The organism is Acetobacter malorum (genome assembly GCF_001580615.1).
Classification (GTDB): Bacteria; Pseudomonadota; Alphaproteobacteria; order Acetobacterales; family Acetobacteraceae; genus Acetobacter; species Acetobacter malorum.
In genome coordinates this window covers 1-26,991 of sequence record NZ_LHZC01000049.1, presented here as the reverse complement: position 1 = coordinate 26,991, position 26,991 = coordinate 1, and the positions used below count along the sequence as shown (strand labels likewise).

At 58.1% G+C, this 26,991-nt stretch carries 25 protein-coding genes; 11 read left to right on the top strand and 14 right to left on the bottom strand.

The window, feature by feature from the left end; all coding sequences use genetic code 11:
• The first annotated feature begins 8 nt into the window (after positions 1-8).
• Positions 9-1,814, top strand: a complete 1,806-nt coding sequence (locus tag AD930_RS08190) for a DUF885 domain-containing protein (protein ID WP_061505844.1) — start codon at positions 9-11, stop codon at positions 1,812-1,814.
• A 121-nt stretch (positions 1,815-1,935) separates the two neighbouring features.
• Here AD930_RS08190 and AD930_RS08185 read toward each other — a convergent pair whose 3' ends face one another.
• Together AD930_RS08185 and ggt are read right to left on the bottom strand one after the other, a co-directional pair.
• Positions 1,936-3,243: an alpha/beta hydrolase gene (locus AD930_RS08185; protein WP_061505843.1), complete on the bottom strand. Its 1,308-nt coding sequence runs from the start codon at positions 3,241-3,243 to the stop codon at positions 1,936-1,938.
• An 18-nt stretch (positions 3,244-3,261) separates the two neighbouring features.
• Positions 3,262-5,007: a gamma-glutamyltransferase gene (ggt, locus tag AD930_RS08180; RefSeq protein ID WP_082781771.1), complete on the bottom strand. Its 1,746-nt coding sequence runs from the start codon at positions 5,005-5,007 to the stop codon at positions 3,262-3,264.
• A 117-nt stretch (positions 5,008-5,124) separates the two neighbouring features.
• On the opposite strand from ggt, the gene AD930_RS08175 reads away from it, so the two are divergent.
• From AD930_RS08175 to AD930_RS08155, 5 genes are all read left to right on the top strand, one after another.
• Positions 5,125-6,048 carry a LysR family transcriptional regulator gene (locus AD930_RS08175; protein WP_043550988.1) on the top strand — a complete coding sequence of 308 codons (924 nt, stop codon included), beginning with the start codon at positions 5,125-5,127 and terminating at the stop codon, positions 6,046-6,048.
• Positions 6,045-7,316, top strand: a complete 1,272-nt coding sequence (locus AD930_RS08170; RefSeq protein ID WP_061505842.1) for an MFS transporter — start codon at positions 6,045-6,047, stop codon at positions 7,314-7,316. The genes AD930_RS08175 and AD930_RS08170 overlap by 4 nt, the downstream gene beginning before the upstream one ends.
• A 151-nt stretch (positions 7,317-7,467) precedes the next feature.
• Entirely contained in the window at positions 7,468-9,993 is a 2,526-nt protein-coding gene (locus AD930_RS08165) for a TonB-dependent receptor (RefSeq protein WP_061505841.1), read from the top strand.
• 72 nt (positions 9,994-10,065) lie between these two features.
• Positions 10,066-10,947, top strand: coding sequence for a 3'-5' exonuclease (locus AD930_RS08160; RefSeq protein ID WP_043550984.1), 882 nt, complete (start codon positions 10,066-10,068; stop codon positions 10,945-10,947).
• 7 nt (positions 10,948-10,954) lie between these two features.
• Positions 10,955-11,836, top strand: coding sequence for a DNA/RNA non-specific endonuclease (locus AD930_RS08155; RefSeq protein ID WP_244150532.1), 882 nt, complete (start codon positions 10,955-10,957; stop codon positions 11,834-11,836).
• Between the two features lie 164 nt (positions 11,837-12,000).
• Here AD930_RS08155 and AD930_RS17780 read toward each other — a convergent pair whose 3' ends face one another.
• From AD930_RS17780 to AD930_RS08140, 4 genes are all read right to left on the bottom strand, one after another.
• Positions 12,001-12,444: a hypothetical protein gene (locus AD930_RS17780; RefSeq protein WP_156476939.1), complete on the bottom strand. Its 444-nt coding sequence runs from the start codon at positions 12,442-12,444 to the stop codon at positions 12,001-12,003.
• Positions 12,445-12,827: 383 nt separating this feature from the next.
• Complete coding sequence (locus AD930_RS08150) at positions 12,828-13,718, bottom strand: delta(1)-pyrroline-2-carboxylate reductase family protein (RefSeq protein ID WP_061505839.1); 891 nt, start codon at positions 13,716-13,718, stop codon at positions 12,828-12,830.
• A gap of 50 nt (positions 13,719-13,768) precedes the next feature.
• Entirely contained in the window at positions 13,769-14,050 is a 282-nt protein-coding gene (locus AD930_RS08145; RefSeq protein WP_061505838.1) for a SelT/SelW/SelH family protein, read from the bottom strand.
• Positions 14,051-14,183: 133 nt separating this feature from the next.
• Positions 14,184-14,837, bottom strand: a complete 654-nt coding sequence (locus AD930_RS08140; protein WP_082781770.1) for a PadR family transcriptional regulator — start codon at positions 14,835-14,837, stop codon at positions 14,184-14,186.
• Positions 14,838-14,906: 69 nt separating this feature from the next.
• Here AD930_RS08140 and AD930_RS08135 point away from each other — a divergent pair, with 69 nt between their 5' ends.
• The 5 genes from AD930_RS08135 (at position 14,907) to AD930_RS08115 (ending at position 20,269) form a co-directional block, all read left to right on the top strand.
• Positions 14,907-15,926 (top strand): DUF4232 domain-containing protein, encoded by a 1,020-nt coding sequence (locus AD930_RS08135; RefSeq protein WP_061505837.1) that lies wholly within the window; start codon positions 14,907-14,909, stop codon positions 15,924-15,926.
• A 33-nt stretch (positions 15,927-15,959) separates the two neighbouring features.
• A complete protein-coding gene (locus AD930_RS08130; RefSeq protein WP_061505836.1) occupies positions 15,960-16,862 on the top strand; it encodes a LysR family transcriptional regulator in 903 nt (300 codons plus the stop codon).
• A 90-nt stretch (positions 16,863-16,952) separates the two neighbouring features.
• Entirely contained in the window at positions 16,953-18,881 is a 1,929-nt protein-coding gene (locus tag AD930_RS08125; protein WP_061505835.1) for an FUSC family protein, read from the top strand.
• Between the two features lie 89 nt (positions 18,882-18,970).
• Complete coding sequence (locus AD930_RS08120) at positions 18,971-19,438, top strand: MliC family protein (protein ID WP_061505834.1); 468 nt, start codon at positions 18,971-18,973, stop codon at positions 19,436-19,438.
• A 66-nt stretch (positions 19,439-19,504) separates the two neighbouring features.
• A complete protein-coding gene (locus AD930_RS08115; protein WP_061505833.1) occupies positions 19,505-20,269 on the top strand; it encodes a YoaK family protein in 765 nt (254 codons plus the stop codon).
• A 68-nt stretch (positions 20,270-20,337) separates the two neighbouring features.
• Here the strand turns inward: AD930_RS08115 and trpS are convergent, their stop codons facing one another.
• The 8 genes from trpS to AD930_RS08075 all read right to left on the bottom strand — a co-directional run.
• Entirely contained in the window at positions 20,338-21,333 is a 996-nt protein-coding gene (trpS, locus tag AD930_RS08110) for a tryptophan--tRNA ligase (RefSeq protein WP_061500155.1), read from the bottom strand.
• A 35-nt stretch (positions 21,334-21,368) separates the two neighbouring features.
• Positions 21,369-21,839 carry a c-type cytochrome gene (locus tag AD930_RS08105; protein WP_061505832.1) on the bottom strand — a complete coding sequence of 157 codons (471 nt, stop codon included), beginning with the start codon at positions 21,837-21,839 and terminating at the stop codon, positions 21,369-21,371.
• A 60-nt stretch (positions 21,840-21,899) separates the two neighbouring features.
• Positions 21,900-22,391 (bottom strand): FKBP-type peptidyl-prolyl cis-trans isomerase, encoded by a 492-nt coding sequence (locus AD930_RS08100; protein ID WP_061490144.1) that lies wholly within the window; start codon positions 22,389-22,391, stop codon positions 21,900-21,902.
• Between the two features lie 43 nt (positions 22,392-22,434).
• Entirely contained in the window at positions 22,435-23,676 is a 1,242-nt protein-coding gene (locus AD930_RS08095; RefSeq protein WP_043550972.1) for an argininosuccinate synthase, read from the bottom strand.
• Positions 23,677-23,790: 114 nt separating this feature from the next.
• Positions 23,791-25,005, bottom strand: a complete 1,215-nt coding sequence (rlmN, locus tag AD930_RS08090) for a 23S rRNA (adenine(2503)-C(2))-methyltransferase RlmN (RefSeq protein ID WP_061505831.1) — start codon at positions 25,003-25,005, stop codon at positions 23,791-23,793.
• Positions 25,006-25,184: 179 nt separating this feature from the next.
• Complete coding sequence (locus tag AD930_RS08085; protein WP_061505830.1) at positions 25,185-25,808, bottom strand: hypothetical protein; 624 nt, start codon at positions 25,806-25,808, stop codon at positions 25,185-25,187.
• 179 nt (positions 25,809-25,987) lie between these two features.
• Positions 25,988-26,737 carry a TlyA family RNA methyltransferase gene (locus AD930_RS08080; RefSeq protein WP_061505829.1) on the bottom strand — a complete coding sequence of 250 codons (750 nt, stop codon included), beginning with the start codon at positions 26,735-26,737 and terminating at the stop codon, positions 25,988-25,990.
• Between the two features lie 4 nt (positions 26,738-26,741).
• A partial coding sequence (locus AD930_RS08075; protein WP_279615158.1) for a transketolase C-terminal domain-containing protein occupies positions 26,742-26,991 on the bottom strand: 250 nt, incomplete at its 5' end.

Sequence of the window (26,991 nt, the reverse complement as noted above, 5' to 3'; positions counted from 1 at the left end):
GGGAGAGTATGAGCGTGTTTGCACCCCATCGTCTGGCAGGATTAGGGCTGGCCTGTGTGCTGGCCAGCGGCACGGCACTGGCTGCGCCAGCCCCGGAAAAAACGACGCAGGCCGCCCCTGCAGAACCGTCTGCCAGCACGGCTTTTGCAGCCCTGCTGGATGAGGAATGGCAGTATCAGCTCCGGTCTTCTCCCGAGCTTGCGACCACCATTGGTGACTATCGCTACAACAAGCAGTGGACCGATTATTCTCTGGAGCAGATTACAAGAGATAAAGTCACCACAGCATGGTTTCTCAAACGCTTTGAAGCCGTTGATCCTGCCACTCTGACAGGGCAGGAGCAGATCAGCCGTGCGATGATGATCCGCCAGCTTCAGGACAAGCTGGACGGCATTGCCCTCAAAACTTACGAGCTGCCGATTGATCAGGTGCAGGGCGTGCAGCTGATGCTGCCGGGCTTTGTGTCCTCCATTCCGTTTGAAACAGCGGGCCAGTATCAGGATTATCTGGACCGCCTGCATGCGCTGCCCACAGTGCTGGCGCAGTTGAAGGTTCTGGCGCAGCAGGGGATGAAGGACGGTCTGGTTCCCCCGCGTTATCTGCTTGAAAAAGTGGTGACGCAGCTGGAGCAGGTTGCAGAACCAGCGGGTGTTAAAAACGTCTTTGGCCAGCCGGTTGAAAGCTTCCCCAAGGGGATTTCCGCCGCGCAGCAGGCCCGTTTGAAACAGGCTGTTCTGAAAGCCGTTGATACGGAAGTTCGTCCTGCTTTTGCCAGTTTTGCCCGGTTTGTAAAAACGGACTACGTGCCGCATGGCCGTGCGCATGAAGGCATCTGGTCTCTGCCGAATGGGGATGCCCTGTATCGCTACGCCATCCGGGTGCAGACAACGAGCCCCATGGCTCCCGAAGGAATCCATCAGCTTGGCTTGCAGCAGGTGAGCAAGATTGAAGGGCAGATGACGGATATTGCCCACAAGCTGGGGTTTGCAGATCTGGCTGCGCTGCGGGCGTCCGTGGATCATGACCCGAAGCTGTATGCGAAGTCTCGTGAAGAAATTCTGGAGAAATATCGCGGCTATATTGCGCAGATGTGGCCTGCCTTGCCGCGCATTTTCAACAAAATCCCCAAGACGAAGCTGGAAGTGCGGTCTGTTGAGGCCTACCGCGAGGCGGATGCAGCGGGTGCCGAGTATCATCAGGGCACGCCGGATGGCTCTCGTCCGGGTATCGTGTTCGTCAATACAGGGGATTACGACAAGCGCGACCTCTATACGATTGAAGACACGGCGTATCATGAAGGTGTGCCGGGGCATCATTTCCAGATTTCTCTGGCGCAGGACATGCCGCTCCCTGCTTTCCGCCAGCAGGGAGCTTACAATTCCTATGTGGAAGGCTGGGCACTGTATGCGGAAGGTCTGGGGAAAGAACTGGGCTTTTATCAGGATCTCTACAGCGATTATGGCCGTTTGAACGGGGCGCTGCTGCGGGCGGATCGTCTGGTTCTGGATACCGGTGTGCATTACAAGCACTGGACGCGCCAGCAGATGAGCGACTTCTTCCACGCGCATCCGCCCACTAGTGAGCCGGACATGCAGGCGGAAACAGACCGCTACGTTGCATGGCCGGGGCAGGCGCTGGGCTACATGCTGGGCCAGCAGACCATTCTGAAACTGCGTGAAAAAGCCAAAACCGAACTGGGTGCCAAGTTCGATATCAAGGCGTTCCATGATGTCATTCTGGGGAACGGCGCCATGCCACTGGATCTGATGTCTGATCTGGTTGACCAGTGGATTGCCAAAACCAAAGCGGGTTAATGCTTCAAAGGTTTTTGAGAAGGTAGCAAAAACGGCACAGGAGATGATCCTGTGTCGTTTTTTGTAGGATTTTCTATAGTCTCTTTGGGAAGAGTGTTTCCCAAAGAGACGGTTTTGCGCCTTAGTTATTCCACTTGATGCCCGGCGTTGGCTCTTCTTCATGCCCGAGGGGCTTGAGTGTGCTGCACGTGCTTTTGGGTGCTTTGCCTTTCAGGAGGCCCAGAGCGAACGGGACAGAGTCATTGGCGGAAGGATTAACCGCCCCGTTATGGGTCAGGCCGTGATACTGCGCCCATGTGACATGCGTTCCGGCATCACACATGGCGGCGACGGCATTATACTGCTGGCTGATACCCGCTTCTCCGTCGGCCAGACCCGTGCCGACAAAAACCGGCACCGAGAAATGTGCGTTTGGAATGGTGAAGGCCTGAATATAGGCCGGATCTTCCGGGCTCACGCCTGCGGTAAACATGTTGGCTGTGGTGATATCGTGGCTGTCTGTGTAGCGGAACAGATCCCCCAGACAGGACTGGCGTGCCTGGCGAGAGAGGTCATGCCCTTTTTCCGTCATGCCGGCATCCATGTCCTGACCGGGGTGCAGGCTTTGTTTGGAGCCTTCATCCGTCAGGATTTCAAACCCTGCGGCCATGTGCGGGGATTCCGTATTGCTGCGGGGCATGGGCGGATGCTTCGGGTGGGCTGAGACCGCAAAATCCGTCACAACCCCGGTGGCGACAACCCCCAGAATATGCAGGTCCGGCGCATAGCGCGGGGCCATCCAGCCGGTGCCCAGCGCCGCACCGCCGCCCTGAGACTGCCCGACCAGAACAATGCGGTTGCGCAGTTTGTCCGGATACTGTTTGAGCGCGGCCCGCAGCGCATTCAGCACGCTATACGCTTCTGGCTTGTACATCAGGTAAGGGTGCGGCCCCGGTGTGCCTAATCCCTGATAATCGCTGGCGACAATAGCAAAGCCCGCACTCAGCCAGTGGTCCAGAAAGGCGCGATCCCGCGAGAAATAGCCGCGCCATGAAGGGGCGCAGACATCCGCAATGCCGGTGGTGCCGTGTTCCCACGCAATGACCGGCCAGCCGCCTTTAGGTGGGGTGCCTTTGGGGAAAATGATCTGACCGGACACGGAAACCGGCTCTTCTTTCCCGACACCACTGATGGAGGTGTAGAGGATGCGCTCGGCGTGATCCGCATTGTCAGGAAGTTTGAGGCCCTGAATGGTTTCCGTGCGGATCATCCGGCCAGCTTCCGCCGGCACCGTGGCGGGCGGCTGATAGAACGGGCTGACACCGCCATCACCCAGAGGGCGATCAGGCACTGGCGGCGGGGCAGGCGGTGTTGCCGGGTGCGGCGCTGCACAGGCCGTTAGTGAAGCGAGCGTTGAGGCACACAGGAGGGCACGAAATGAACGGGTCATGGACAATCTCCGGTAAAATCAGTGGCCGACAGCAACGCCATCGCGGTGCGGATCGCCCCAGCCTTCCAGACCGGACGGGCCGCGCGTAATGCCCTGCACGGCTGCATTCATGACTGCACTTTTGGGGTTATGCCCCATTTTGCGCAGGGCCGGGGCAAGGGCTGCGGCGGCGGTGCCGTGTTCCAGTTCTTCCGCACGGTTCTGTGCGCCAATACGGGGCTGTTCAATGGCTGTGCGGATATTCTGGCCCCACGCGAGATAGCCGACGAGGGACTGCACAACGGAATCAATAATCCGGGCTCCACCGCCTGCGCCGATAATGACTTCCGGCTCGTTATCCGCGCCAAACACGATGGTCGGGGCCATGGTGGTAATGGGCCGCTTGCCTGGCGCAATGGCATTGGCGACGCGCTGACCATCGACAACCGGGTGCGTGGCGAAGTTGGTCAGGGCGTCATTCAGCACCATGCCATCCACCACAATATCCGCCCCGAAGTTCAGGTTGATGGTGGTGGTGAAGGACAGCGCGTTGCCAAAGCTGTCATGGATAGACAGGTGCGTGGTGGCCGGAACCGTCATGGCGTCGGACGCGGGGAGAGAGGCCTGATCTGCCGGGATGACGCCGGGGGAGACTTTGGGGGCGGCTGTGGTCTCATCAATCTGGCGCGCGCGGCTTTCCAGATAATCCGGGCTCAGGAGGTAAGACGTGGCGACCGGCACAAAATCGGGGTCCGCCGCGTATTTCCGGCGGTCAGCTTCGGCCAGACGAGAGGCCTCAAGCAGCAGATGCGCGGCCTGAACACTGCCGGGCGCGTAACGGCCAATCTGCATCCGGTCGAGCAGAGCCAGCTGTTGCAGCACAGCGAGGCCACCGGCCACCGGAGGCGCTGCCGTGCAGATGCGGCGGCCAAAGGCGTGAATGCACAGCGGGGCCCGTTCCCGCACTTTATAGGCTGCGAAATCCGCCGGGGTGATGTGCCCGGGGTAAGGCCCCTGCGCGACGGCCTGCCCAATGCGTTTGGCGTTTTCCGGGGCGTAAAAGGCTTCTGCCCCGTTTTGGGCAATACGGGTGAGGGTGTCTGCCAGAGCCGGGTTATGCAGAAGAGTGCCTTGTGGCAGCGGGCGCTGGTTGGCATCAAAGTAGGTGGCAAAATCCGGCAGCTTTGCGAGGTCCGGGCGTTCTGTCAGCACCAGATGCAGGTAGCCCGGCATGGGGAAGCCAGTGCGGGCTGTGGCAATAGCCTGTGTAAACAGGTCAGCCCAGGGGAGCTTGCCATAGCGTTTGTGGAGCAGGGCCAGGGTGCGCAGGGTGCCCGGCACCGCGACCACGCGCCCGGTGCGTTCCAGCACGGTGTGGGGGATCTGCTTGCCCTGTGCATCTTTGGTGTAGTCCCCCGGGACGGAGGCCGGGGCGCTGGCCAGACCATCATAAAAACTCAGCTGGCCGGTCTGCTTTTCCCAGAAGAGCACGGCGGAGCCGCCGCCCAGACCGGAGGCCTGTGGTTCCACCACCGCCAGCATCATCTGTCCCGCAATGGCGGCATCCACGGCGTTGCCGCCGCGTGCGAGGATGTCAGATGCAACAGTGGAGGCCATGGGGTTGGCCGTGGCGGCCATATAACTTTGAGCCATGACGGGTGCTTTTTGTGGTGGCTGGGTCGCGCAGGCGGAGAGCAGCAGGGCCGAAGCGCCAAGCATGGCCTTAAGGCCAGCGCGCTTGCGGGGAGACAGGGGAAGGGCTCGGTGATCTGTTTTAATGCTCATCCTGAAACAAGAACCTTTGCTGCACCGCACGAAAATATCTCTGGGAAAAAGGTTACGGTCTTTAATCAAAACAATAAACGTGCTGATTATGGGAAGATTAGAAACCCAGGGTGCGGAATGAACGTTTTTCAGGCGATGACGACCTTTGTGGCTGTGGTGGAAACCGGCAGCATGGCTGCGGCGGCTGAGCGATGCAGCATGTCCTCCACCATGGTGGGGAATTATATTCGTCTGCTGGAAGAACGGGTTGGGGCCAGCCTGCTGCGCCGCACCACGCGCCGGCAAAGCCTGACGCCGTTTGGTGCAGTCTATTTTGAGAAGTGTCGTGAAATTATTGCGATGCTGGAGGACACCGACCGGATGGCGCAGGCCGCGCAAACTGTGCCGGGCGGCAAGCTGCGCATTACAGCGCCCGTTACGTATGGGACGGAAAGCCTCACGCCCCGGATGGTAGACTATCTGCAACAACACCCCACCGTAGATGTGGAAGTGGTGCTGACGGAACGCAGTGTGGACCTGACGAAAGAAAAGTTTGATGCCGCCATTCGTCTTGGCCTGCCGGGGCCATCCACGCTGATCTGCCGACGTCTGGGCGATTACCAGATGACGCTCTGTGCTGCGCCGGATTATCTGGAGCGACGGGGAGAACCTTTTACCCCCGCGCAACTTCAGGCGCATGATGCGTTGTCTTTCCCTTATCCGGCAAGTTCCCCCATGCATTGGGCCGGGCGGGAATGGCAGCTGGAAGGACCGAAAGGGAAGGTTGTGGTGGAAATTCTGCGCACACGGGCCGTCATGAACAACACGCAGGCGCTGCGGAAAGCCGTTCTGGCCGGGATGGGCCTTGCCATGCTGCCGGCAGATCTTGTGCGTGAGGACTTGCGGGCCGGGCGACTGAAGGCTGTCTTGCCGGAATACCGTCTGCCGTCACGGCCAGTTTATCTCTTGTATCACAAGGACCGTTTCAGCTCGCCCACGCTGCGCTCGTTCATCAATTTTGTGGTCAGCGCTCTGGGCGGTATTGCGACGCAGGCCCGATGACAGACTCCCTGTCTGCCTCCCAGCGCAAGCGGTATATTCTGACGGCGATTATCGGCAATGTTGTCGAATATTATGATCTGGTCATTTATTCGTATTTTTCTGCCTTTATCGCCCGGACGTTTTTCCCCGCAGATTTGCGTTTTTCCCAGATCGCGCTGGCCCTTGCCACGTTTGGCCTTTCGCTGCTCGCGCGGCCCGTAGGGGCGTATGTCCTTGGTGGCTATGCGGACAGAAAAGGTCGCCTGCCGGGGCTGACAGTCTGTATGGCGCTGATGGCAACGGGTAGTGCGCTGATTGCCTTCTGCCCCGGCTATGCGGTGCTGGGTTCTTTTGCGCCGGGCCTGATTGTGCTCGGGCGTCTGATGCAGGGCTTTTCTCTGGGCGGTGAATTCGGGGTGGCGACGTCCTTCCTGATTGAACAATCCCCCCATCAGGAAGCAAAGCGGGCGAGTTGGCAGGCGGTTGGCCAGATTCTGGCGTCACTGTGCGCCTGTAGCGTCGTGCTGACGCTGGGTGGGCTGCTGAGCGAGCAGACTTATGCGGCCTATGGGTTCCGCATCGCGGCTGTTCTTGGCTCATGCGGCGGACTGGTGGGGCTGGCACTTCGGGCGTCTCTCGGCCCGCGTGAGGTGGCACCGCAGGCCGTTGTGGCTCCAAAGCCCGTCAGCACGGAACGCTATACCGGTCTGCGCATCATGCTGGTGATGGGTATGGTCAGTCTTGGCAGCGGCATTACCTATCTGGGGTTCTATATGCCCCATTTTGCGCAGAGTGTTTTTCATGTCTCGCCACGGCAGACGTATTGGGCCGCGTTTGCGACCTATGCCGGGCAACTCCTGCTCACGCCCGTGCGCTGGCGGCTGGCGGAATATTTTGACAGGACAAAGCGCATTTATCCCATGCTCTGTTCCTGCGCCGGGCTGGTTCTGCTGCCAGCCCTCATGGCCGCATGGATGCCCTGCTGGACGCCGGTGATGGTGATGCTGTGCCCGTTGCTGCTGAACGTGCTGGGGCTGTTCTATTTTGCATCACTGGACGGGTATATGGGTCTGCTGTTTGGCAAGGCGCACCGGGGGCGTGGCCTTTCCGTAGGCTATTCTCTGGGGGTAGCCACTTTTGGGGGGCTGGCTCCCTTGGTCAACGGCGCGATCATCCAGTTTTCCGGCTACCGGAGCGCGCCACTTTATTACGTTATGTTCACAGCATGCCTCGCAGCGCTGGCAGTGTGGCTGGGGGTTCATTTCCTGAAAGAGCGAGAGTCTGCCTGACCCTCAGAGTGCAAAGACGGCAGGCAAGGGTGCCTTAAAACGGTCATTATCAATCTCAGATTTATAATGTCGCCACGATTAAGCGATTTATCTTTTGGAGAAGATTCGTAACGATTGTCAGGCGTCATGCTCTTTCAGGAAACTCCGCCTCATGTCTCGTCAGAAGATTTGCACTGTTGCCGGTCCCTCCAACGCTCTGCTGCGTTCTATTCGGCGCAAGCGGCACCTGATGGCGGCAACTGTCCTTGGCGCTTTTGTGCTGGGTGAGTCTGCCTCTGCGCAGACTGTCTCCAGCCCGTCCACAACAGGCCGGTCCAATGGTGCTGTGGCTCCCGTAAATGCCGGGAAAGGCAAGGCCGGTCCCGCGCGGAAACAGGCGCGCCCGGCCCGGTCTGCCGACCGTGAGTCCAGTGAGTCTGAAAGCCTCGATATTCGTGGCAGCAGGCGGAATGCGCCCGGCGGCGGGATGATGCGCGTGGAGCATGATGCGCGCGCCACCCAGTCCGTCACCAGCACCTATATCGGCATGCAAAGCCCGACCAGCGCGCCGCTGGATCTGATTGCCAACCTGCCGAGTGTGAATGTGTCTTCCTCAGACCCCAGCGGTATTGATGGCAGCTCCATCACCAGCCGTGGCCTGAATGATGTGGATATCGGCTTCCTGTTGAATGGCATGCCGATTGCCAATGGCTCCTCCACATCCGGCGCTAGCTTTATTCAGAACTATATTGATTCTCAGAATATCTCGGTTGAATCCATGACGCCGGGTTCCATCTCGGTGGAAGATCCGCTGACGTCTGCCGCCGCAGGCTCGCTCTCCATTACAACCCGCAAGCCGTCTGACAAGTTCGGGGGCACAATTTCCGGGAGTTACGGCTCCTTCAACACGTCCAAGGAATTTATCCGGCTGGATACAGGGCTGTTGGGGAATTCGGGCATTAAAAGCTATGTCTCGTTCTCGCACACGCGGGCCGATGCCTGGCGCGGGTCTGGGAACAGTGACCGCAAACATATGGACTTCCGGGCGCAGAAAACATTCGGGCAGAACAGTTCGGTCGATCTGTATGTCGGCTACAACCACTATGACTCGTATATGAGCCGGTTTCCGACCATGGCGAACTTCCTGAACGACAAGCATGGTCGTCCCGTGACGACACCGCTGAACTATACAGACACGTTCAACCCGACGTCTCCCAGCACCTATTATGCGGAGCGCGCCACGAACAAGGACCAGTTCTACGCGTCTCTGCCGATCAAACTGGCGTTGAACCACATTTTCAGCGTGAGTGTGGTGCCGTATTACCAGCGCGCCGCCATTACGCTGGATAGTGCCTCCCGCATGCGGGAAGGCTATACCTATGCCGGAAGCACGCTCCAGCAGATTGATCTGAATGGAGACGGCACCATAAAGAAAGGCGCGTATTATGACGCAGCCAGTGCCGCGCAGTCGCTCAACCAGCAGGGTGGTGTGGTGGCGGCCCTGCACTGGAACCTGAAAGACAATTCAGGGCAGGTTGGGTATTGGCATGAAGAGAACAGCTATTCTCTGCTGACGCCCATGATGCGCATGAACCAGACAACCGGTGCGCGGCCTTCGGATACCGATAAATCCGCGTATATTCGGAATACGTCTGGCAACATTTATTATTCTACCAATTACCTTGGGTCCTACAGCCTGAATTCCGGTTTTCTGGAAGACACGCAGTATTTCCTGAACCACAAAATGAGCCTGCGGGCTGGCATCAAAGTCACCGCCATGACGCTACGCGGGCAGGACTATCTGCCGGGCGGAGCGGGCAAGACATCTCAGTCCTTCGTCTCTCCTACACCTCGGGTGGCGTGGTCCTATGATTTTGACAAGCACAATCAGGTTTACATCAATGCGGAGGGGGATTTCCGTGCGCCGTCTCCGGTGGGGCTGATCACGCGCTACAGCACGGCAACAGGCAAAATCAATACCTCCGGCGCGGGGGCAAAGCCGCAATATTCCATTAAGGAAGAAATTGGCTATCGCTATTCCGGTAACCTGCTGGTGGCGGATATCAGCGCCTTCAACTTCAATGTCTCCAACCGTTTGCTGACGCTGAATACCTACAGTAACGACGTACAGGTCAGCCAGACCATGAACGCGGGGGGGGAGACCATCCGGGGTGTGGACGTCATGCTGTCCACCCGGCCTTTGCTGCACCGTTTCCGCCCGTATGTGTCGTTTGAATATCTGCACGCGACGATGGACAATAACCTGCCGACAACCTCGATCAGCGGTGTGGTGGATTACCTGCGGACCAAAGGCAAAAGGCCAGTCATGACGCCCAAATACATGGGGAGTGTGGGGCTGACCTATAATGAAGGCCCGTTCTTCATGAATGCCAGCTTGCGGTTTACGGCCAAGCAGTATTCCTCCTTCATGAACGATCAGGCAATGCCGTATTACTTCAGCAATACGATTGCGCTGGGCTACCATTTCCCCAAGGTGTGGATTGCGCAGTCTCCCACGTTCCGCCTGAACTTCTCCAACGTAACCGGGCAGAACAAGCTGGGCAGCGTGTATTCCTTCGCCAACAACGCAAAACCCACGGTTGGGGTCTATGGGCATACGATTGCGGCAAGCTCTTCCCCAACCTACGCGCCGCTGCCGTCCTTCTCCATGATCGGAACGGTCTCCACCTCCTTCTGAGGCGGACGGGGAAAAATCTTCTGGCCTCTGCGCGCAACGCTGCATAAGTTGCGCGCAGGTTCAGGAGCTGACATGTCTTTGGAAAATCTTGCCAGAACGCTGGAGCGCTCAGGCGATTATCGTGTGTTGCGCCGCCTGCGGCCGCATTGGCTGGAGGCCATGCCAGAAGGGCGCAGAGTGCGTAAAGGTCTGTTTCTGGACCTTGAGACCACAGGGCTGGATGCAGCCTTTGATGAAATTATCGAAATTGGCATGGTGCCCTTTGCCTATACGCTGGATGGCGGCCTGATTGGTGTGCTGCCGGCTTTCAGTCGCCTGCGTGAACCCTCCGTGCCCGTCCCGCCGCGTATCACGGAGCTGACCGGGCTGACGCAGGACATGCTGGCCGGGCACAGCATTGCGCCGGAGGAGGTGGCCGATTTTGCTGCCGATGCCTCTCTGGTGGTTGCGCATAACGCCGCGTTTGACCGTCCGTTTATTGAAGCCTTTTGCCCTGCTTTTGCGGAAAAACCGTGGGCCTGTTCCATGGCAGATGTGCCGTGGGACGAAGCCGGGTTCGAGGGCCGCAAACTGGGCTATCTGGCCACGCAGGCCGGGTTCTTTTTTGAAGGCCATCGCGCCACGGATGACTGTCTGGCGAGCCTGGCACTCCTGGGCTATTGCGGCTTCCCGGAGGGGCGGAGTGCGCTCTCTTATTTGCTGGACCGCGCCCGCTCGGTCTGGGTGCGGATCTGGGCGACGCAGGCACCGTTTGAAAGCAAGGATACGCTCAAGGCCCGTGGCTATCGCTGGAATGACGGCATGGACGGACGGCCCAAGGCATGGTTTATCGACCTGCCTCCTGAAAAACGGGAGGAGGAAGAGACCTTTTTGCGGGACGAGATTTACCGGCGGGATGTTGAATTGACTGTCAGCGAGATTAAAGCCACAGACCGCTTTACAAGCCGGGTTTAGGACAAACGTGCTGAAAGTTTTTTTTGGTGCAGCGGGATTGCTGAGCCTGTCTTCCGTAGCAGTGGCCCCCATCGCCAGTGCTGCAAGCTGCCCGGATCTGTTCGCTAAAGGCGTGCCGCCAGCCGTCCTGTCCGAGACGGCACGGATTGGCACGGTTATGCTGTGTAATGACCAGTATGCCGTCCTGGCCTCGGAACAGACGCGCGGCCCGCTTTGGTCCGCGGAAGATCTGACCGAAGAAAATCTGGAAATTGCCGACAAGATGCAGCGGCATGACAATTTTCAGCCGGACACGCGCTTGCCCTCCACCATGCAGGCACTGACAGCGGATTATACCCGCTCCCATTATGACCGTGGGCACATGACGCCCAGCGGGGACGAGGCCGGGGCGGCGGCCCAGAAGCAAAGCTTTCTGTTTTCCAACATTGTGCCGCAAACGCCGGAGCTTAATCGTGGCCCGTGGGAAGGGGTGGAAAGTGCCGTGCGCGGCTGGGCGCGGGAAGAAGGGGAGATTTTTGTGGTGACCGGCCCGGGCTATGACCCGGACCAGTTCAGGACCATAGGGGCTCATCGTATTCCCGTCCCAACTGTGACATGGAAAGCGGTGTATGACCCAGCTGGGAATGGCACGGGCGCGTATGTCTGCCTGAATACCGCGCATCCCTCCTGCCGGATTACCAGTGTCGCGATGCTGATCCGGCTGGTGAATATTGATCCGTTTCCGGCACTCCCTGCGTCCATGAAGGACCATGTCGCCGCCATGCCGCCTATTCGCGAAAGCCCCTATGCTTTGTCTAAACAGGACAGGACCCGCAAGCTGCTGAAAGAATGGGGTAAGAAAGCCGCGCAGAAAGCCCTGCGCGCTCTGGTGAAGTCTCTGGTGCCGTAACGCTGTTGATTTTGAAGTAAACGATTAATTTAAAAATCGGTGTGTTTCTTGTGAAGGAAGAGTGTTGTGCGCTACCTGCAAAGCAACACTCATATGTCAGGGTAATATCGTTAATGTGAAAAATTTTGATTTTTTCAAAGAGTATTTTATGAAATTTTCACTTTTTAATTTTTCTGGCAATAATTTTTGGATTGGATCATTGCTCGTATTTTTGGGACTAGATGAACAATATTTTTAGCATTTGAAAGTGAAGACGCTAACTCTACTCCATAATCGTAGTATGGGTCGTTCTCATTCTTTTTGAATGCAGAAAATTCGAATCTACAAACTCCCTTGTCAGGAGGGCTGTATTGGCAGGCTACATAATTTTCCTTATCAACAACAACTAACCTTCCTGCGGTAATATCATAATAATATTGATCTAGCGTGTTATCATAGTGCATGTTTAAATCGATTGCTCCGGGTAATTTTTTCCAAAGTTTGAATATTTCTTTAGAGTTTCTGTTATTAGGTTCTTTGTATTTGAGCCATATTGTGATTGTATGCTCCCATGAGACTTTTGGGTCATAGGCAAGGATAGTTTTTCCGTCCGGGCTTAACTGCGCCATATACAGACCCATTCCTGGTATGGGGGTTGGAAAAATGGCTGGGTTACTTAGGCAAAAAGCTTGAGACGGTATCTTCAGGGGCGCATTTTTAGGACGGAAGTGAAAAAAAGCCAGAACGCTTCCAGAAAGAAAAATAATTAAAAGACATCCTGTAAACTTTCTGAATTTTGAACGTGGCTTTTGTGATGTTTCGCTTGTTTGCAAAATTTTTATCCATATTATTCGAACAGAATGCAGCTATTCAGATCGCAACTTTGATACCACATTAACCAAGTATATGAAAAAGACCTTATAAGTTAGTCATAGCAAGGGTCCGCAGATTTTTTAAGAATTCAGATAAAATCTCTGATATATCGCAATACAGCAGGATGCTTGAGAACATATTAAGGCACCAGCACCCGGCAAGCCGCCAGATCCCACGCGGCACAGCCAACGGATTTGAAAAAGATGGGACGATCCTTCGGGGCCGGGGTGTGCAGGGCGGAGGCCAGTGCGCGCACATCTGCCCAGTTGACGCCTGCCTGAATGAGGTCGCCTGCCTCACTCGGGGCTCCTATCGGGTCATCGACATACAAGGTGCTGTTCTGCACAATTTGCGGACCGACTTCAATCATGTCGGGCTGGAAAGCACCCACACCAACCACCAGACAGTCTGGGTCGGGCGGTCCATCATACAAAATGGCCCGGCTGCTGGTGACGGTCAGGACGACATCAAAGCGCTCTTCGTCTGGTTCTTCCGGGCGAATGTGTAAAGGCAGGTCGGCCTGCTGCTGGCAAAAGGTGGCTGCGCGTTCGGGCGTGCGGCCGCGCACCACGAGCGTGGTGTCAGGGTACAGGGCGGCAAAGGCTTCACAATGGGCGCGGGCCTGCGTGCCCGTGCCAATTATCAGCACGCGTCGCACGGGCCCGCGGGACAGAAGCCGAACGCCCAGCAGACTGATGGCTGATGTGCGGCGCATGGTTACGGTGGGGCCGTCCAGTGAGAAAAGTAGCTCGCCGGTATGGGCGTTGGCACAGGTGACCTGTCCCTGAATGGTGGGGTGGTCGATGCCGGCATTGTCCGGGCAGATTGTCAGTAATTTGGTGACAAGGAGATCTTGGCTAACAGACGGCATGGTCATCAGGAGCGTGGAGCTGCCGGGGGCGGGCACGACGCTGCGTTCGGGGCAAAGAATGTCGCCCTCAGCATAGGCCTGAGCCGTCAAGGCCAGCGCGTCAACCAGCGCGGGAAAAGGCAGGGCATCGCGGGTCTGGGCGGCGGAATAGTGTTTCATGCGCGGGATTATGCCAGAAAAGGGCAGGAAAGGCGCGTTTTAAACTGCCTCTAGCGGTCGATATGGCCCAGATCCTGCTGAGGGGAAATGATATCCCGCACTCTTTGCTTCAGCTCTTTAGGGCCGGGGAAGCCGCCGTCTCGCTTGCGCTCCCAGACCAGATGATCATCCACATGGATTTCAAACCGGCCACCGGTATCCGGCACCAGAGTCACGCCGCCCAGCGTTTCGCCAAACGTGGAAAGCAATTCCTGCGCCATCCAGGCCGCGCGCAAAAGCCAGTTGCATTGCGTGCAGTAGTGGATGGTGATGCGCGGTTTACTGTGCGTCATGCGGATCTCTTTTCAGGGGCATAGGCGTCTGACACGAGAGTCTTCATGCCATGAGCAGACGGTCTGTGCCAGAACTCTCATCTGGCCGTAGTATTAAGTAACGGCCAGATTGGTCAGGAAAGCCCCCCAGACGTCACTCCGGGATTTTTGAGATTTCCTCAGCTGCCGTGGTGAGGATCTGCGTGATGCGTTTAAGGGCGTCCGGGGAACAGCCGCGTTTGCGCATCATGGCCTGCTTGAGCGCGTGGCGGGCCTGATGCAGGGCATCAGCGGCTTCCGGATCAACAGCGTTGACCCCGGCAAAGGCTTCCCGCACTTCGCCCATACGGCTGCCGATACGGGCGAGAGTTTCCAGAATACGGTCAGCCTGCTCACGGTTTTCTTCCAGAAAAGCCCGGCCTTCATCCGTCAGGCTATACAGCTTGCGGTTGCCCTGCTGTGTGACGGAGGTGTGGCCGATTTCTTCCAGATAGGTGAGGGCCGGGTAGACCATGCCGGGGCTGGGGGCATAGAAGCCACCGGATTTTTCTTCCAGCAGGCGGATCAGTTCGTACCCATGCGCAGGCTGTTCAGCCAGCAGGGCAAGCAGGATGAGCTGGAGTTCCTCCGAGCTGAGTTTGCGGCCTTTGGGGAAGTCCCCTCTGCCGGGGCCTCGTCCAAAACCCCCTCCAAAACCCCCTCCAAAACCGCGGCCAAAGCCCCGGCCTCCGCCGTGGCGCTCGCCGCCCGGTCCGGCGGCGTGGTGAGGATGACGGAAGGGACGATCGTGTTTCTGTGTTTTCATCATGTCTTGCGATATAAATATCTTAAGATAGATTTCAAGACTTATTTTTCGATTTATTGTGAGAAACGCATCATGCCTCTGCGGGGATGGTGGCTTGATCTGCCCCGCACTCTCCCGCATCATCTGAAAATGTGCAGCATATCAGGCTTTTACAAGGTTGGCGTAGCAGGTGTTGGCCTTATGGCCTGTCTGCTCAGTACGCCCGTTTTTGCGGCAGAGGGCGGTGATAACCAGCCCTCCAAAGCCGAGATGGACAGCATAAATCGCCAGATTGCGGCCATTCAGAACCCGCAGGACCGCGCTGCGGTGCAGAACCAGAGTCTGGTCTGGAAGGTGACGACCTTCCTCTGCCAGAACGCCGCCCGCGCGCCGCTAACGCATCTGGGGTTGGATGATCGGTTCTTTTTGCAGGATGATCAGCCTGATAGTCAGGTGCTGGTCAGTTCCTCTTTGGTGCAGGGGCGGGGGCAGTTCCGGCAGGCGGCAGATGGCATAAGCTGGACGCCCTTCCAGTGGTCCTGCCATCTGGACCCGGCCACCGGCAGTGTGAGGAGCTTTGAGGCAACGCCTCTTGCAGGAGCCGGCGCGGTTGGTGCCTCAGCGTCCGCAACAAAACATGCCCCGGCCGCCTGTCAGGTCAGAAATCTGCACGTCACGCTGGATGACCGGAACGGGGCGTTTGATGGTATGTCCCAGTCTGGCACCGTGCTGACTGTGCGGAATACAGGGGCGGAAGCCTGCACTCTGCCGCCTGTCCCGCTGGTGCAGTTTGAGGATGGGAGGGGGCATAGGCTGTCTGTTGTCAGGCGCTCAGCCGTTCGGGCGCGTCAGCCCGGTCCCCATGGGGCAAAAGTCACGCAGCATGTTGTGCCTGTTCTCCTGGAACCCGGTGCTGTGCGTGAGGCCACGTTGCACTGGGTTTCTGGTGAAGTGTTTGATGACAGCCATAATTGCGTGCAGCCCCCGTGGCTTGTGCTGAAGGTCGGGCAGGGGGAGCAACGGGCGGCTTTTAACGGCCATCTCTGTGCGCCTGCCGGGGCACATCAGGTTTTTGACCAGAGTGCCTTACAGGCGCATACGGATGCGCAGTAAGCGTTTTAAAGAGCCGATTGTGCGAGGTATGCGGTGTTTCTGCGGCAGCTGACTTATCTGATTGCGCTGGACCGGTGCCGTCATTTCTCCCGCGCGGCGGAAAGCTGTGGCGTTTCTCAGCCCGCTTTGTCTGCGGGTATTCGCCAGCTTGAAAATGAGCTTGGCATTACCATCATCCAGCGGAACCGCCGTTTTTACGGTCTGACGGAAGAAGGTAAGCGCGTGCTGGTCTGGGCGCGCCAGACACTGGCTGCACTGGACGGGTTGAAGCAGGAAGCGGCTTTTGCGCAGGATATTGCCGGAGGCTCACTCTCCATTGGCGTCATGCCGCCTGCCATACAGGTTGTCCCGCTGCTGCTGGAGTGCTTTCGCGCGGCTGTTCCGGCTTTGCATGTGGAAGTAAAGGTTTATTCCAGCACAGACATTACCCGGATGCTCCGGGAGCATAACCTGCAACTCGGCATTATGTATCTGGATCAGTTGCCGGCTGATGGGGTGTTTGAGGCGCGGGCTTTGTATGCGGAACAGCATGTGCTGGCCGCAGCGGCCTCGGTCCCGCTTCCGGCTGGCAAGCATTGTTCCTGGGCGGAGATTGCCTCGCTACCGCTGTGCCTGCTCAGCCGCAATATGCGCAGCCGGCAACTGGTGGATGCCGGGTTCAGGGACGCTGATGTGACCCCAACCGTGATGCTGGAAACCGATGCGCTGGAACTGTTGCATGCGGAACTGCTTGGCGGGCGTCTGGCCAGTATCCTGCCAGTGGCGGCGCTGCCGGAGCGGGTCGGACTTTCCGGCCTTCAGCTCCGGCGTATCAACGGGTGTGCGTCGCCCGATGTCGGGCTTGTGCGGCTCACCCAACCTAACACCAGCATGTTGCTGACCCGCTTGTGGGATGTGGCGCAGACCCTGAACGTGGCAGACATTTATTCGGTCTGATAAGCAGGCTTTATCACCTGATTATTACAAACATTTGGACGAAGGCCCTCGGTTTTTCGCATTGTCCCGCTTCGTGCAGGAGGGGGTGCCATGCGCCGGGATAATGTCATGACAGGTCAGAGCATGGTCGGGCCTGATGGGGGCTTGCTGGGCAGGCTCTTCTTTGGTGGTCCGCGCGCGTCCTGGCGCAGCAAGCTGAGCTGGCTGCTTGAACCCTCGGCCATGGACGTAATTTTTGCTGTCCGGTCCTCCCTTGCCGCTGTTCTGTCTTTACTGATTGCCATGGGCATGGAGCTGGATAGCCCCCAGTGGGCTCCGCTGACCGTCTGGGTGGTGGCGCAATCCTCGCGCGGGGAAAGTCTGTCCAAGGCGCGCTGGCGGATCGCCGGGACGGTGCTGGGCTGCTGTATTGGTGTTGCACTGATTGCGGCTTTCCCGCAGGCGTCCGCTCTGTTTTTCTGCTGCCTTGCTGTGTGGATCGGCCTGTGCTGTGGCGGGGCGACTTTTCTGGAAAGCTATCGGGCCTACGGTCTCGTGCTCACAGGCTTTACGTCAGCGATTGTTGCCACGGGTGCCATTGCACAGCCTGATGAGGTTTTTGATATCGCCATTGCGCGCGGCACCTACATTATTCTGGGTGTGGTGTGTGAAGCCCTGCTGGCTGTCCTCTTTATGCCCACTTTACAGACGCAGGCCCGCAAGCGTTTGCTTGATCGGCTGAACGGTGCCTTTCAGACGGTGCGGCATGTGGTGTCCGATCTGGTTAGCGGGCGGGCGGATGCCCAGACGCAAGGGCAGGTTCTGACAGACCTGATGGCGGCCAACGCCCGCATTGAGTTTGATGCGCTGGAAATGGGGCCTCGGACCCACGCGGCAGATCACGCGCATGCGGCTCTCGCGGCCATGATTATGGTGCTGGCCCGTGCGCGGGGAATGGCGTTGCTGGAGCCGAAAAATGAGGGCGCGCAGGCCGATGTCCCGCTCCCGGCTTCTCTATATGCAGATTATGATATTGCCCGGCAGCATATTGAGGCCTGCGCGCATCCCAAACGCGGGGATCGCTTCCGATTTAAAATGACGTCCCGCCGTCATGCTCTGGAAGCTGTTGAAAATGGCATCCGCTCCTGCGTAGGTATTCTGGCAGGCTGGCTGGTGTGGGAAGTAACAGGCTGGCCTGCCGGGGCTGGCTTCATCTCTTTTGTGGCTTTGGTTTATGGTCTGCTGGCAACGCGGGAAAACCCCATTGTGGCCTCAACCCCTTTTCTGAAAGGGGCGCTGTGGTGTGCGTTTGCCGCCGCCATTTATGCCTTCTGGATTATGCCAGCGGTCACAGCGCCAGAGGTGCTGGTTGTTATGCTGATGATTGTCATGACAATTGGTGGTCTGGCTGCGCGGAAACCGGCGACTGCGGGGTATGCCTTTTCCTTCAACATGTTCCTGCCGGTTCTGATTGGGCCGGGGAACCAGAGCCGTTTTTCGGAAGAGGCGTTTTTCAACAACGCCATGGCCTTTCTGGTGGCCGTGGCCTTTGTTTGCTGGACGTATCGCCTTGTCCTGCCGTTCCGGGTGGACTCTCACATGCGGCGCACGGCCCGCTGGGTGGAGCGCAGGCTGAAGGCTCTGGGCGCGCCGGGCAGCCGGGTAACGGTGCATCAATGGCTTGCAGAAAGTGCTTCCAGCCTTGTGCGGATTTTGCGGAATGCGCAGGGCGTGCCGCAGCCCGTCCGGCTGGCCTATATGCAGACGCAGTTTCGCGCCATGACCATGGGCATGCACATTGTCTTCCTGCGGGATGTCGCGAAGGACCCTGTTCTGCCGCTCAGCGCACGGCGTGGGATTCAGGTTTTTCTGCGCAAATGGGTGCAGACCGGCACAGACGCCACGGCATGGGCGGGTATGACGGAAGGATGGCTGTTGCGGCAGATGCAGGGTAAGCCGTTTGAGGTGCAGGAAACCCTTCAGAAAGCCGCCATCAGCCTGCGTATTCTGGCAGCTGAACGGCCACAGGATGTGCTGTAGCAGGTTTGGATGAGGCAGTTTTTGTAAAAAGGCGAACCGGGTGTAGTTTTCTGATCAGAGTATCTCGCTGGCAAGATTGGAGAACCGTCGTGAACGTCAGAAAAACTGGCAAAAAAGGCCTGACACTGAAAATGCTTGCCGGACTGGCTGCCACCTTTGGTGTGCTGGATGGTGCCGGGGCGACCAACTGTTGGGCAGGCCAGCCTGCTGTGGCAAACACATTGAGTATCCCGCTGACGCCTGCAAGCCAGGTGCAGAAAAGCAGCACGACGTATCGTTGTTCCGGCTCAACAGAACTGCTTGATAAACTTGCAAAACCGTTGGTGTCCGTCACGTATCTCAATGCCGGGGCGGTCAGTCTGGCCGTGTTGCAGGTGGAGGGGGAAACGCAGGTTTTCTCAAATGTGATTTCCGCCTCTGGCGCACGCTATACGGCCAACCGGTTTGAATGGTGGAGCAAGGGCGATACGGCATTTTTCTCGGAAGTGGGGGCAGAGGGCACGCATCCTTTAACCTGTCGGGAAACGCATCAAGCAGCCTCGCGTAAGGGGCGGTGAGTGATGCGAGGCGGGAAAAGGGGGCAGCTCGTGCGTGCGCTGGTTCCTGAGCGCATGTGCTGACCTATGCTTTTTCTTGAAAAAGGAAGCCGCAGTTTTCTGCATGACCGGCAGTTAGGATGTTCTCTGGCGTTTGTGGCCGGGGCGGTGAACGTCGCCGGGTTTCTGAGTGTTGGGTCTTACTGCGCAAACATGACAGGCAATGTCACAGCCTTTGCTATCGGTCTGCAAAAAGGGCAGGCCGAGGAGGTGGTGACCTGTATTGCCCTCATTGCCAGCTTCTTTCTTGGTGCGATGATGTGCACGTTTCTGGTCAATGGTGGCCGCAGGCGCGGGCAGAAGGCGATTTATGCCTATAGTATTCTGCTGGAAGGCCTGCTCCTCGCCACGATTGATCTTGTGCAGTTTTTCTGGCTTCCCCCATCCGGTCACCATATTTTGCCGCCGCTTGGGTTGAGTTTTCTGATGGGATTGCAAAACGCCACAGTTACCCGGATTTCCGGCTCGGTCGTGCGCACAACGCATGTGACCGGGATGATTACCGATCTGGGCATTGAGCTTGCAGACTGGGTGGATGCGTTTCGGCATCCTGTTGATCCGGAACACCACGCAAAAACGGTGCTCCGCCTGCGGCTGCATAGTAAAATTATTGCTTGTTTTATTGGTGGAGGCGCAGTGGGAGCTTTTGGCTACACCACATGGCCACGCTTTTTTCTGATGGGTGTGGCCTGTGTTGTCATTGCTCTGGCGCTACCGGGTATTCTGGCGAACGCGTTTCCAGCTTCGTCTGGTCAGACAGGGCGGGATACAACGCCCCCGCCGTCTCTCTGAGAAAAAGCATGCAGCAAGAAGGCAGTTTTTGAAGTGGCCTTCTTGCTGGTGGATGCTGCAGGGGCGGATTACTTCAGAAAGCCGACAATCTTTTCAGCTTCCGAGACAATCGGTTCAGCAATAGCCTGCGCGCGCTGAGCACCCGAGCGCAGCACGTTGGCCAGATGGGTTTCATCCTGCATCAGGCGTGTGGTTTCCTGCGCAATCGGCGCAATGGCGTTCACCACAACGTCTGTCAGCGCCTTTTTGAAGGGGCCAAAGCCTTCGCCCTGATGGCGCGCCAGAACCTCTTCCACGCTCAGATCAGCCAGAGCCGCGTAAATGGTTACCAGATTTTTGGCTTCCGGGCGGTCGGCCAGTCCGGCAGGTTCTGCAGGCAGCACATCGGCATCCGTTTTGGCGCGGCGGAGCTTCAGGGCAATCGTATCCGCATCATCCGTCAGCTCAATACGGCTCTGGGCAGACGGGTCAGATTTCGACATCTTCTTGGTGCCGTCGCGCAGGCTCATCACGCGCGCGGCTGCGGGCGGGATCAGAGCTTCAACTTCCGGGAAGAACTCAACGCCGTAGTCATGGTTGAACTTCTGGGCGATGTCGTTCGTCAGTTCCAGATGCTGCTTCTGGTCTTCCCCAACTGGCACGCGGGTGGCTTTGTAGGCCAGAATGTCGGCTGCCATCAGGCTGGGATAGACATACAGGCCAGCGGAATGATTTTCCCGGTCCTTGCCTGCCTTATCTTTGAACTGCGTCATGCGGTTCAGCCAGCCAAGGCGGGTCACGCAGTTGAAGATCCACGCCAGCCGCGCATGAGCGGACACGGCAGACTGATTGAACAGGATGTGCTTGTCCGTATCAATCCCGGCGGCCAGCAGAATGGCGGCCTGCGTCAGCGTCTGGTTACGCAGTTTTTCCGGGTCCTGCCACACCGTAATGGCATGCATGTCCACAAGGCAGAAAACGCACTCATGGTCGGCCTGCAGGTTCACCCAGTTGCGGATGGCCCCCAGATAATTGCCAAGCTGCGGAATACCGGAGGGCTGAATGCCGGAAAAAATACGTTGCATAAGGATACCAGTGCCTGCGTCAGGAAAAGGAAGGATCAGGGAAGGGGGGATTTATGGTCCAGCTCTTCCCGCTCCAGCGCGACCATGCCAGCCGATTTCCGGGTGGCGCGAGCGGCTGCAATGTCTGCTGTAGTAATTTGCGGGGCGGGGCTGGTCTGCCCGCGTGAAGACAGCCACGTTAGAATCTGTGCCACCTGTTCATCCTGCAGGTAGCGGAAGGGTGGCATTTCGGCTTCGTAAGGCTGACCGTTGGCTTTAATGGGGCCGCTGACGCCATTCATCAGCACATCAGCCAGATATTTCCGGCCTTCCGGTGTGCTGGCAATGCGGTCAATCCGCCCGACAAGCGGGGGAACCGCGCCGGGCATCCCGTCGCCACCATGGTGGCAGATGCCGCAATTTGTCCCGTACAGGCCAGCCCCGCTTTTAGGGGTGCAGGCCGTCAGGAAAAGAGCAGCCCCGCTTACAGCAAGAAGAGCGGGACGAAGCCGTTTGAAAAACGTCATGATACTAAAAAGACCTGCTGGCCCCACACGGGCGGAGCCAGCTTTGGCAACGTGCTGGGTTTAGCGCGTATGCGTGACACCCAGCAGCTGGATACGGAAGATAAGCGGGCTATCTGACGGGATAACGCCCATGGCCTTGTGGCCATAGCCCAGCTCAGGCGGCACATAGAGCATCCATGTATCGCCCACGTGCATCAGCGGCAGGGCTTCCATCCAGCCTTTTACAAGGCCTTCCAGCGGCATCTGCATATAAGCGCCGTCACCATGCTGCTCGGAGCTGTCAAAAATGGATCCATCAGGCAGACGGCCTTCATAGATCAGCATCATGGCGTCACCCGGACGCGGCTGGTCGGCGTCTTTCTTGCCAGATTGCAGAACCTTATAGGCCAGCCCGTCCTTCAGCACCGTCACTCCAGGCTGGCTGCGCAGCTTGTCCAGCTGCTGCATGGGGGTCAGCTCGGGTTCTTCCTGCTTGTGGGAGCCGCAGGCCGTGAGAGAAACGGCCATGCTGGCCGCAAGCAGATAGGGGATGATGTTGAAACGACGGGTCATGGTCCTCTCGGCAATCTAGAAAGAATGGCAGATGTCCAAAAGCTCAGAGAGCGCCGCCATTGCGGCCAATCTGTGCTCCCAGTCTCAGACGCAGTGCGTTCAGTTTGATGAAGCCCTGTGCGTCAGCCTGATTATACGCACCTTCATCATCCTCAAACGTCACGACGCGGGTATCATACAAGCTATTGGGGCTTTCGCGACCAACGCAGATGACATTACCCTTATAGAGTTTAAGACGCACGCGGCCTGAAACGGAATGCTGGGAGGCATCAATCAGAGCCTGCAGCATGCGGCGTTCCGGGGAGAACCACAGCCCGTTATACAGGATGGCGGCGTAGCGCGGCATCAGGCTGTCTTTCAGGTGCATGGCTTCACGGTCCAGCGTGATGGACTCAATGCTGCGATGCGCCGTCAGCAGGATGGTGCCGCCCGGGGTTTCGTAGATGCCGCGGGATTTCATGCCCACAAAGCGGTTTTCCACCAGATCCAGACGGCCAATACCGTTGGCTTTGCCCAGCTCGTTCAGGCGGGTGAGCAGGGTAGCCGGAGACATGGCTTCGCCATTGATGGCAACCGGGTCACCGCTGACGAAATCAATGGTGATTTCCGTCGCCACATCCGGTGCTGCTTCCGGAGAGATGGTGCGCTGGAAAACGATTTCTTCCGGACCAATGGCCGGATCTTCCAGCAGCTTACCTTCAGAAGAAGAGTGCAGAAGGTTGGCATCCACGGAGAACGGGGCTTCGCCGCGCTTGTCCTTGGCAATGGGGATCTGGTTTTCTTCAGCAAAGGACAGCAGGCGGGTGCGGGACGTCAGATCCCACTCACGCCACGGGGCGATAACCGTGATGTCGGGCTGCAGGGCGTAATAGGCCAGCTCGAAGCGAACCTGATCGTTGCCTTTGCCGGTTGCGCCGTGGGCCACGGCATCGGCCCCAACGGCGCGGGCAATCTCGATCTGGCGCTGAGCGATCAGCGGGCGGGCAATGGACGTGCCCAGCAGATACTGGCCTTCATACAGCGTGTTGGCCCGGAACATGGGGAACACGAAGTCCTTGACGAAGGTTTCGCGCAGATCTTCGACGAAGATTTCCTTCACGCCGAACATCTCAGCCTTCTTGCGGGCCGGTTCCAGTTCCTCACCCTGACCAAGGTCAGCCGTAAAGGTGACAACCTCACACCCGTAAGTCTTCTGCAGCCAGCGCAGGATGACGGACGTATCAAGGCCGCCGGAATAGGCCAGCACAACCTTTTTGACATCTTTTCTGGCGGCAGTAGCGGCCATGAGGCAGGTCTCCTGAATCTGATAAAATGAATAAAGTCCGAACAGTGTCCTAGCACCAGCGGGGGAAGGGAGCCAGAGCCCAACCCCCGCTGAGCGTGGTCTGATGCAGAAAAATCAGCTTTGCGAAGCGCGGATACGCTCACTTTCGGTTTTTAGCTGCCCGCAGGCAGCCAGAATATCGCGTCCGCGCGGTGTGCGGATGGGGGACGCAAAGCCTGCGGCCATGACGATATCCGCAAATTTGTTCTGCTGTTCCCGCGTGGAGGGGCGGTAGGCGCTGCCCGGCCAGGGGTTGAAGGGGATCAGGTTGACCTTGGCCGGAATGCCGGAAATCAGCCGGACCAGTTCCCGCGCATCGGCCTCACTGTCATTCACGCCGCGCAGCATGATGTATTCAAATGTGATGCGGCGGGCATTGCTGGCCGCCGGGTAGCGGCGGCAGGCGGCCAGAACTTCCTCAATCGGGTATTTGCGGTTGAGCGGCACAATTTCATCCCGCAGGTCATTCCGCACGGCATGCAGGGAAACGGCGAGGTTAATCCCCAACTCATCCCCGCAACGGTCCATCAGCGGCACAACGCCAGAGGTGGAGAGCGTAATGCGGCGGCGCGAGAGGCCAATGCCTTCCCCATCCATGATAATCCGCATGGCCTTGGCGATGTTTTCATAATTATAGAGCGGCTCACCCATGCCCATCAGCACGATGGTGGAGAGCAGGCGTGGCGTGTCACCTTTGGGGCTGGGCCATTCGTTATAGGAATCTCGTGCGGCCATGAACTGGCCGACAATTTCCGCAGCGCCAAGGTTCCGCACCAGTTTCTGGGTGCCGGTATGGCAGAAGGTGCAGGACAGCGTGCAGCCAACCTGCGAGGAAATGCACACAGCACCCCGGTCTTCCCGACGGTCCGGGATATAAACGGTTTCTGCTTCCTGCCCGTCACGGAACCGGAAGAGGAATTTGCGGGTTTCGTCCGAGGAGGTCTGCACTGTTGCAGCTTCCGGGCGGCCAACCACAAATCGTTCCGCCAGTTTTTGCTGGAGCGGTTTGGCAATGCTGCTCATCTGCGTGAAGTCGGTCACGCCCTGATGGTAGATCCAGTGCCAGAGCTGCTTGGTCCGAAACGGCTTTTCTCCGATTTCGACCAGAATGTCCGTAATTTCCTCGCGCGTCAGGCCCACCAGATCGCGCCGCCCATCTGGCAGAGTAGCCGGGGGCGGGCTGAACAGGGCCGCTTTTGCCAGAATACGGGCCCGTTCATCCGCATTGAGCGAGGCGGCGGCCTCTGCATCGTGCGATGGTGTGGGATGAGCAGAATTACCTGAAGACATGAACGGAGCCACTACTGGAAGGGGGAAAGGAGCCCTTATAACAGAGAAGAGCCCGGCAAGCACCGGACCCTTGATAAATTATCCTGATCTTTCTGCGGAAGCCGTTGGATCGGCTGTTTGGAAAGTGGTCCTGCTGCCAAAACGCTTGCGCGTTCAGCGATCAGGACCACAAGGCTTCCTTATGGCGTATGCGTGGTAGCGCCAGACGGCTGCGGGGTAACCTGCAGGCCTGCGCGCAGCCATTTGGCGATATTGGTTTGAGCCGGATCAATCCCGCCCAGAATCGCGCTGATTGTCTGTGCCGAATACGCATCCGGCGTGGTGTCCGGGGAGATCGGGAAGGAAGGGCGGGGGATATCAAACGTCATCGCCGGCTGTTCTGCCTCTGCGGTGCTGCCCGCCATGCTGGCCTGCTGGAGACCGTCAGACTGGATGTTGGCGACCACAGAGAGGTGGTCCGCATCCTGATGCAAGCCAAAATACAGATAGGCGTAAGAGGCTGCGGCAGAAAGCACATCGCGCATGGCAATGCGATACCGGTTGTTCCCATCGGAGGGGAGCGCACGGGCATGCAGTGTTGCCGGATCTGTTGAAATCACCAGTGTCTGGTTTTTCAGATCATCCTGAAGCGTCAGCCCATCCTGCTCATAGCCCCGCAGCAGAGAACTCCCCGCTTCCGTCACGCTATCCTGCGGGGCAGGGGCGCTGGCGGCAGCATTATAGGGGCGAGGGGCAGCCTCGGCACCACCAGTGATGCCGAGCAGGCCAGTTGCAACGCCAAGCATCATGATGATTTTGCGCATAAACGACAGACTTCCTTAACTATGCTGTGAGAAGATTTTATTACTTGGGGAATGTGGCAGAAAAAGTGATCTTTCGCCACGTATTTGCCGAACAGGCAGTAATAAAAAATCTTTTAAGGAAGTGCTTTTACAAGAACGTTAGGTAAGACTGCTTGAGAAAGCAGCCTTACCGGATTGTCTTAACCGACCAGCGGTACCCGTTTGGCAGCAATCAGAAATTCCCGGTTGCCTTCCGGCCCTGTAATCGGGCTGGCTTCAATCCCCAGCACAGACCAGCCGGGCAGAGCGCTCCACCAGTCGTGGATCATCTGGCACACGCTTTCATGCACCGCTGGGTCACGCACCACGCCTTTGGCCCCAATCTGGTCACGGCCAGCTTCAAATTGCGGTTTGATGAGGGCGACGGCCCATGCGTCGTCTGCCGCCAGAGCCAAGGCAGCAGGCAGCACGGTCCGAAGACCGATAAAGCTGGCATCGCAAACAATGACGGACGGGGCTTGCGGGATCTGCTCACTGTCCAGATGCCGGGCGTTGCACTTTTCCATCACGGTTACACGCGAGTCAGACCGTAACTTCCATGCCAGCTGCCCGTGCCCCACATCCACAGCATAGACATGCCGTGCGCCGTTGGTGAGCAGCACATCGGTAAAGCCACCTGTGGAGGCCCCAACATCCAGACACACGCGGTCCTGCGGGGAGAGGTCAAGATGGGTGAGGGCATGAGCCAGCTTGCAGCCGCCGCGGGAAACCCACGGATGCTGCTGGCCGCGCACATCCAGAGGCGCGTCCTCGGCAAGCTGATCGCCTGCCTTGGCCACGCGCTTTTCTCCGGTGAACACAAGCCCGGCCATAATCAGGGCCTGAGCTTTTGTCCTGCTTTCAACCAGCCCCCGGTCAACAAGCATCTGGTCAACACGACGGCGCGCCATCAGATCAGGCCGTCTGCTCCGTCAGCGCCACTCCCAGCGCGCTGAGAGCGGTTTTGACGATGTGGGGGGCGGTGAGGCCGGCCTGCTCGTACTGGGCGTCCTGCGTGTTATGGTCGATGAAGATATCGGGCAGGGTCATGGGCCGGAAGCGCACATGGTCCAGCAGGCCGGTATTGGCCAGATGCTGGCCAACCTGCGCGCCAAACCCGCCAATCGCGCCTTCTTCCAGCGTGATCAGCACCGCATGGTTACGG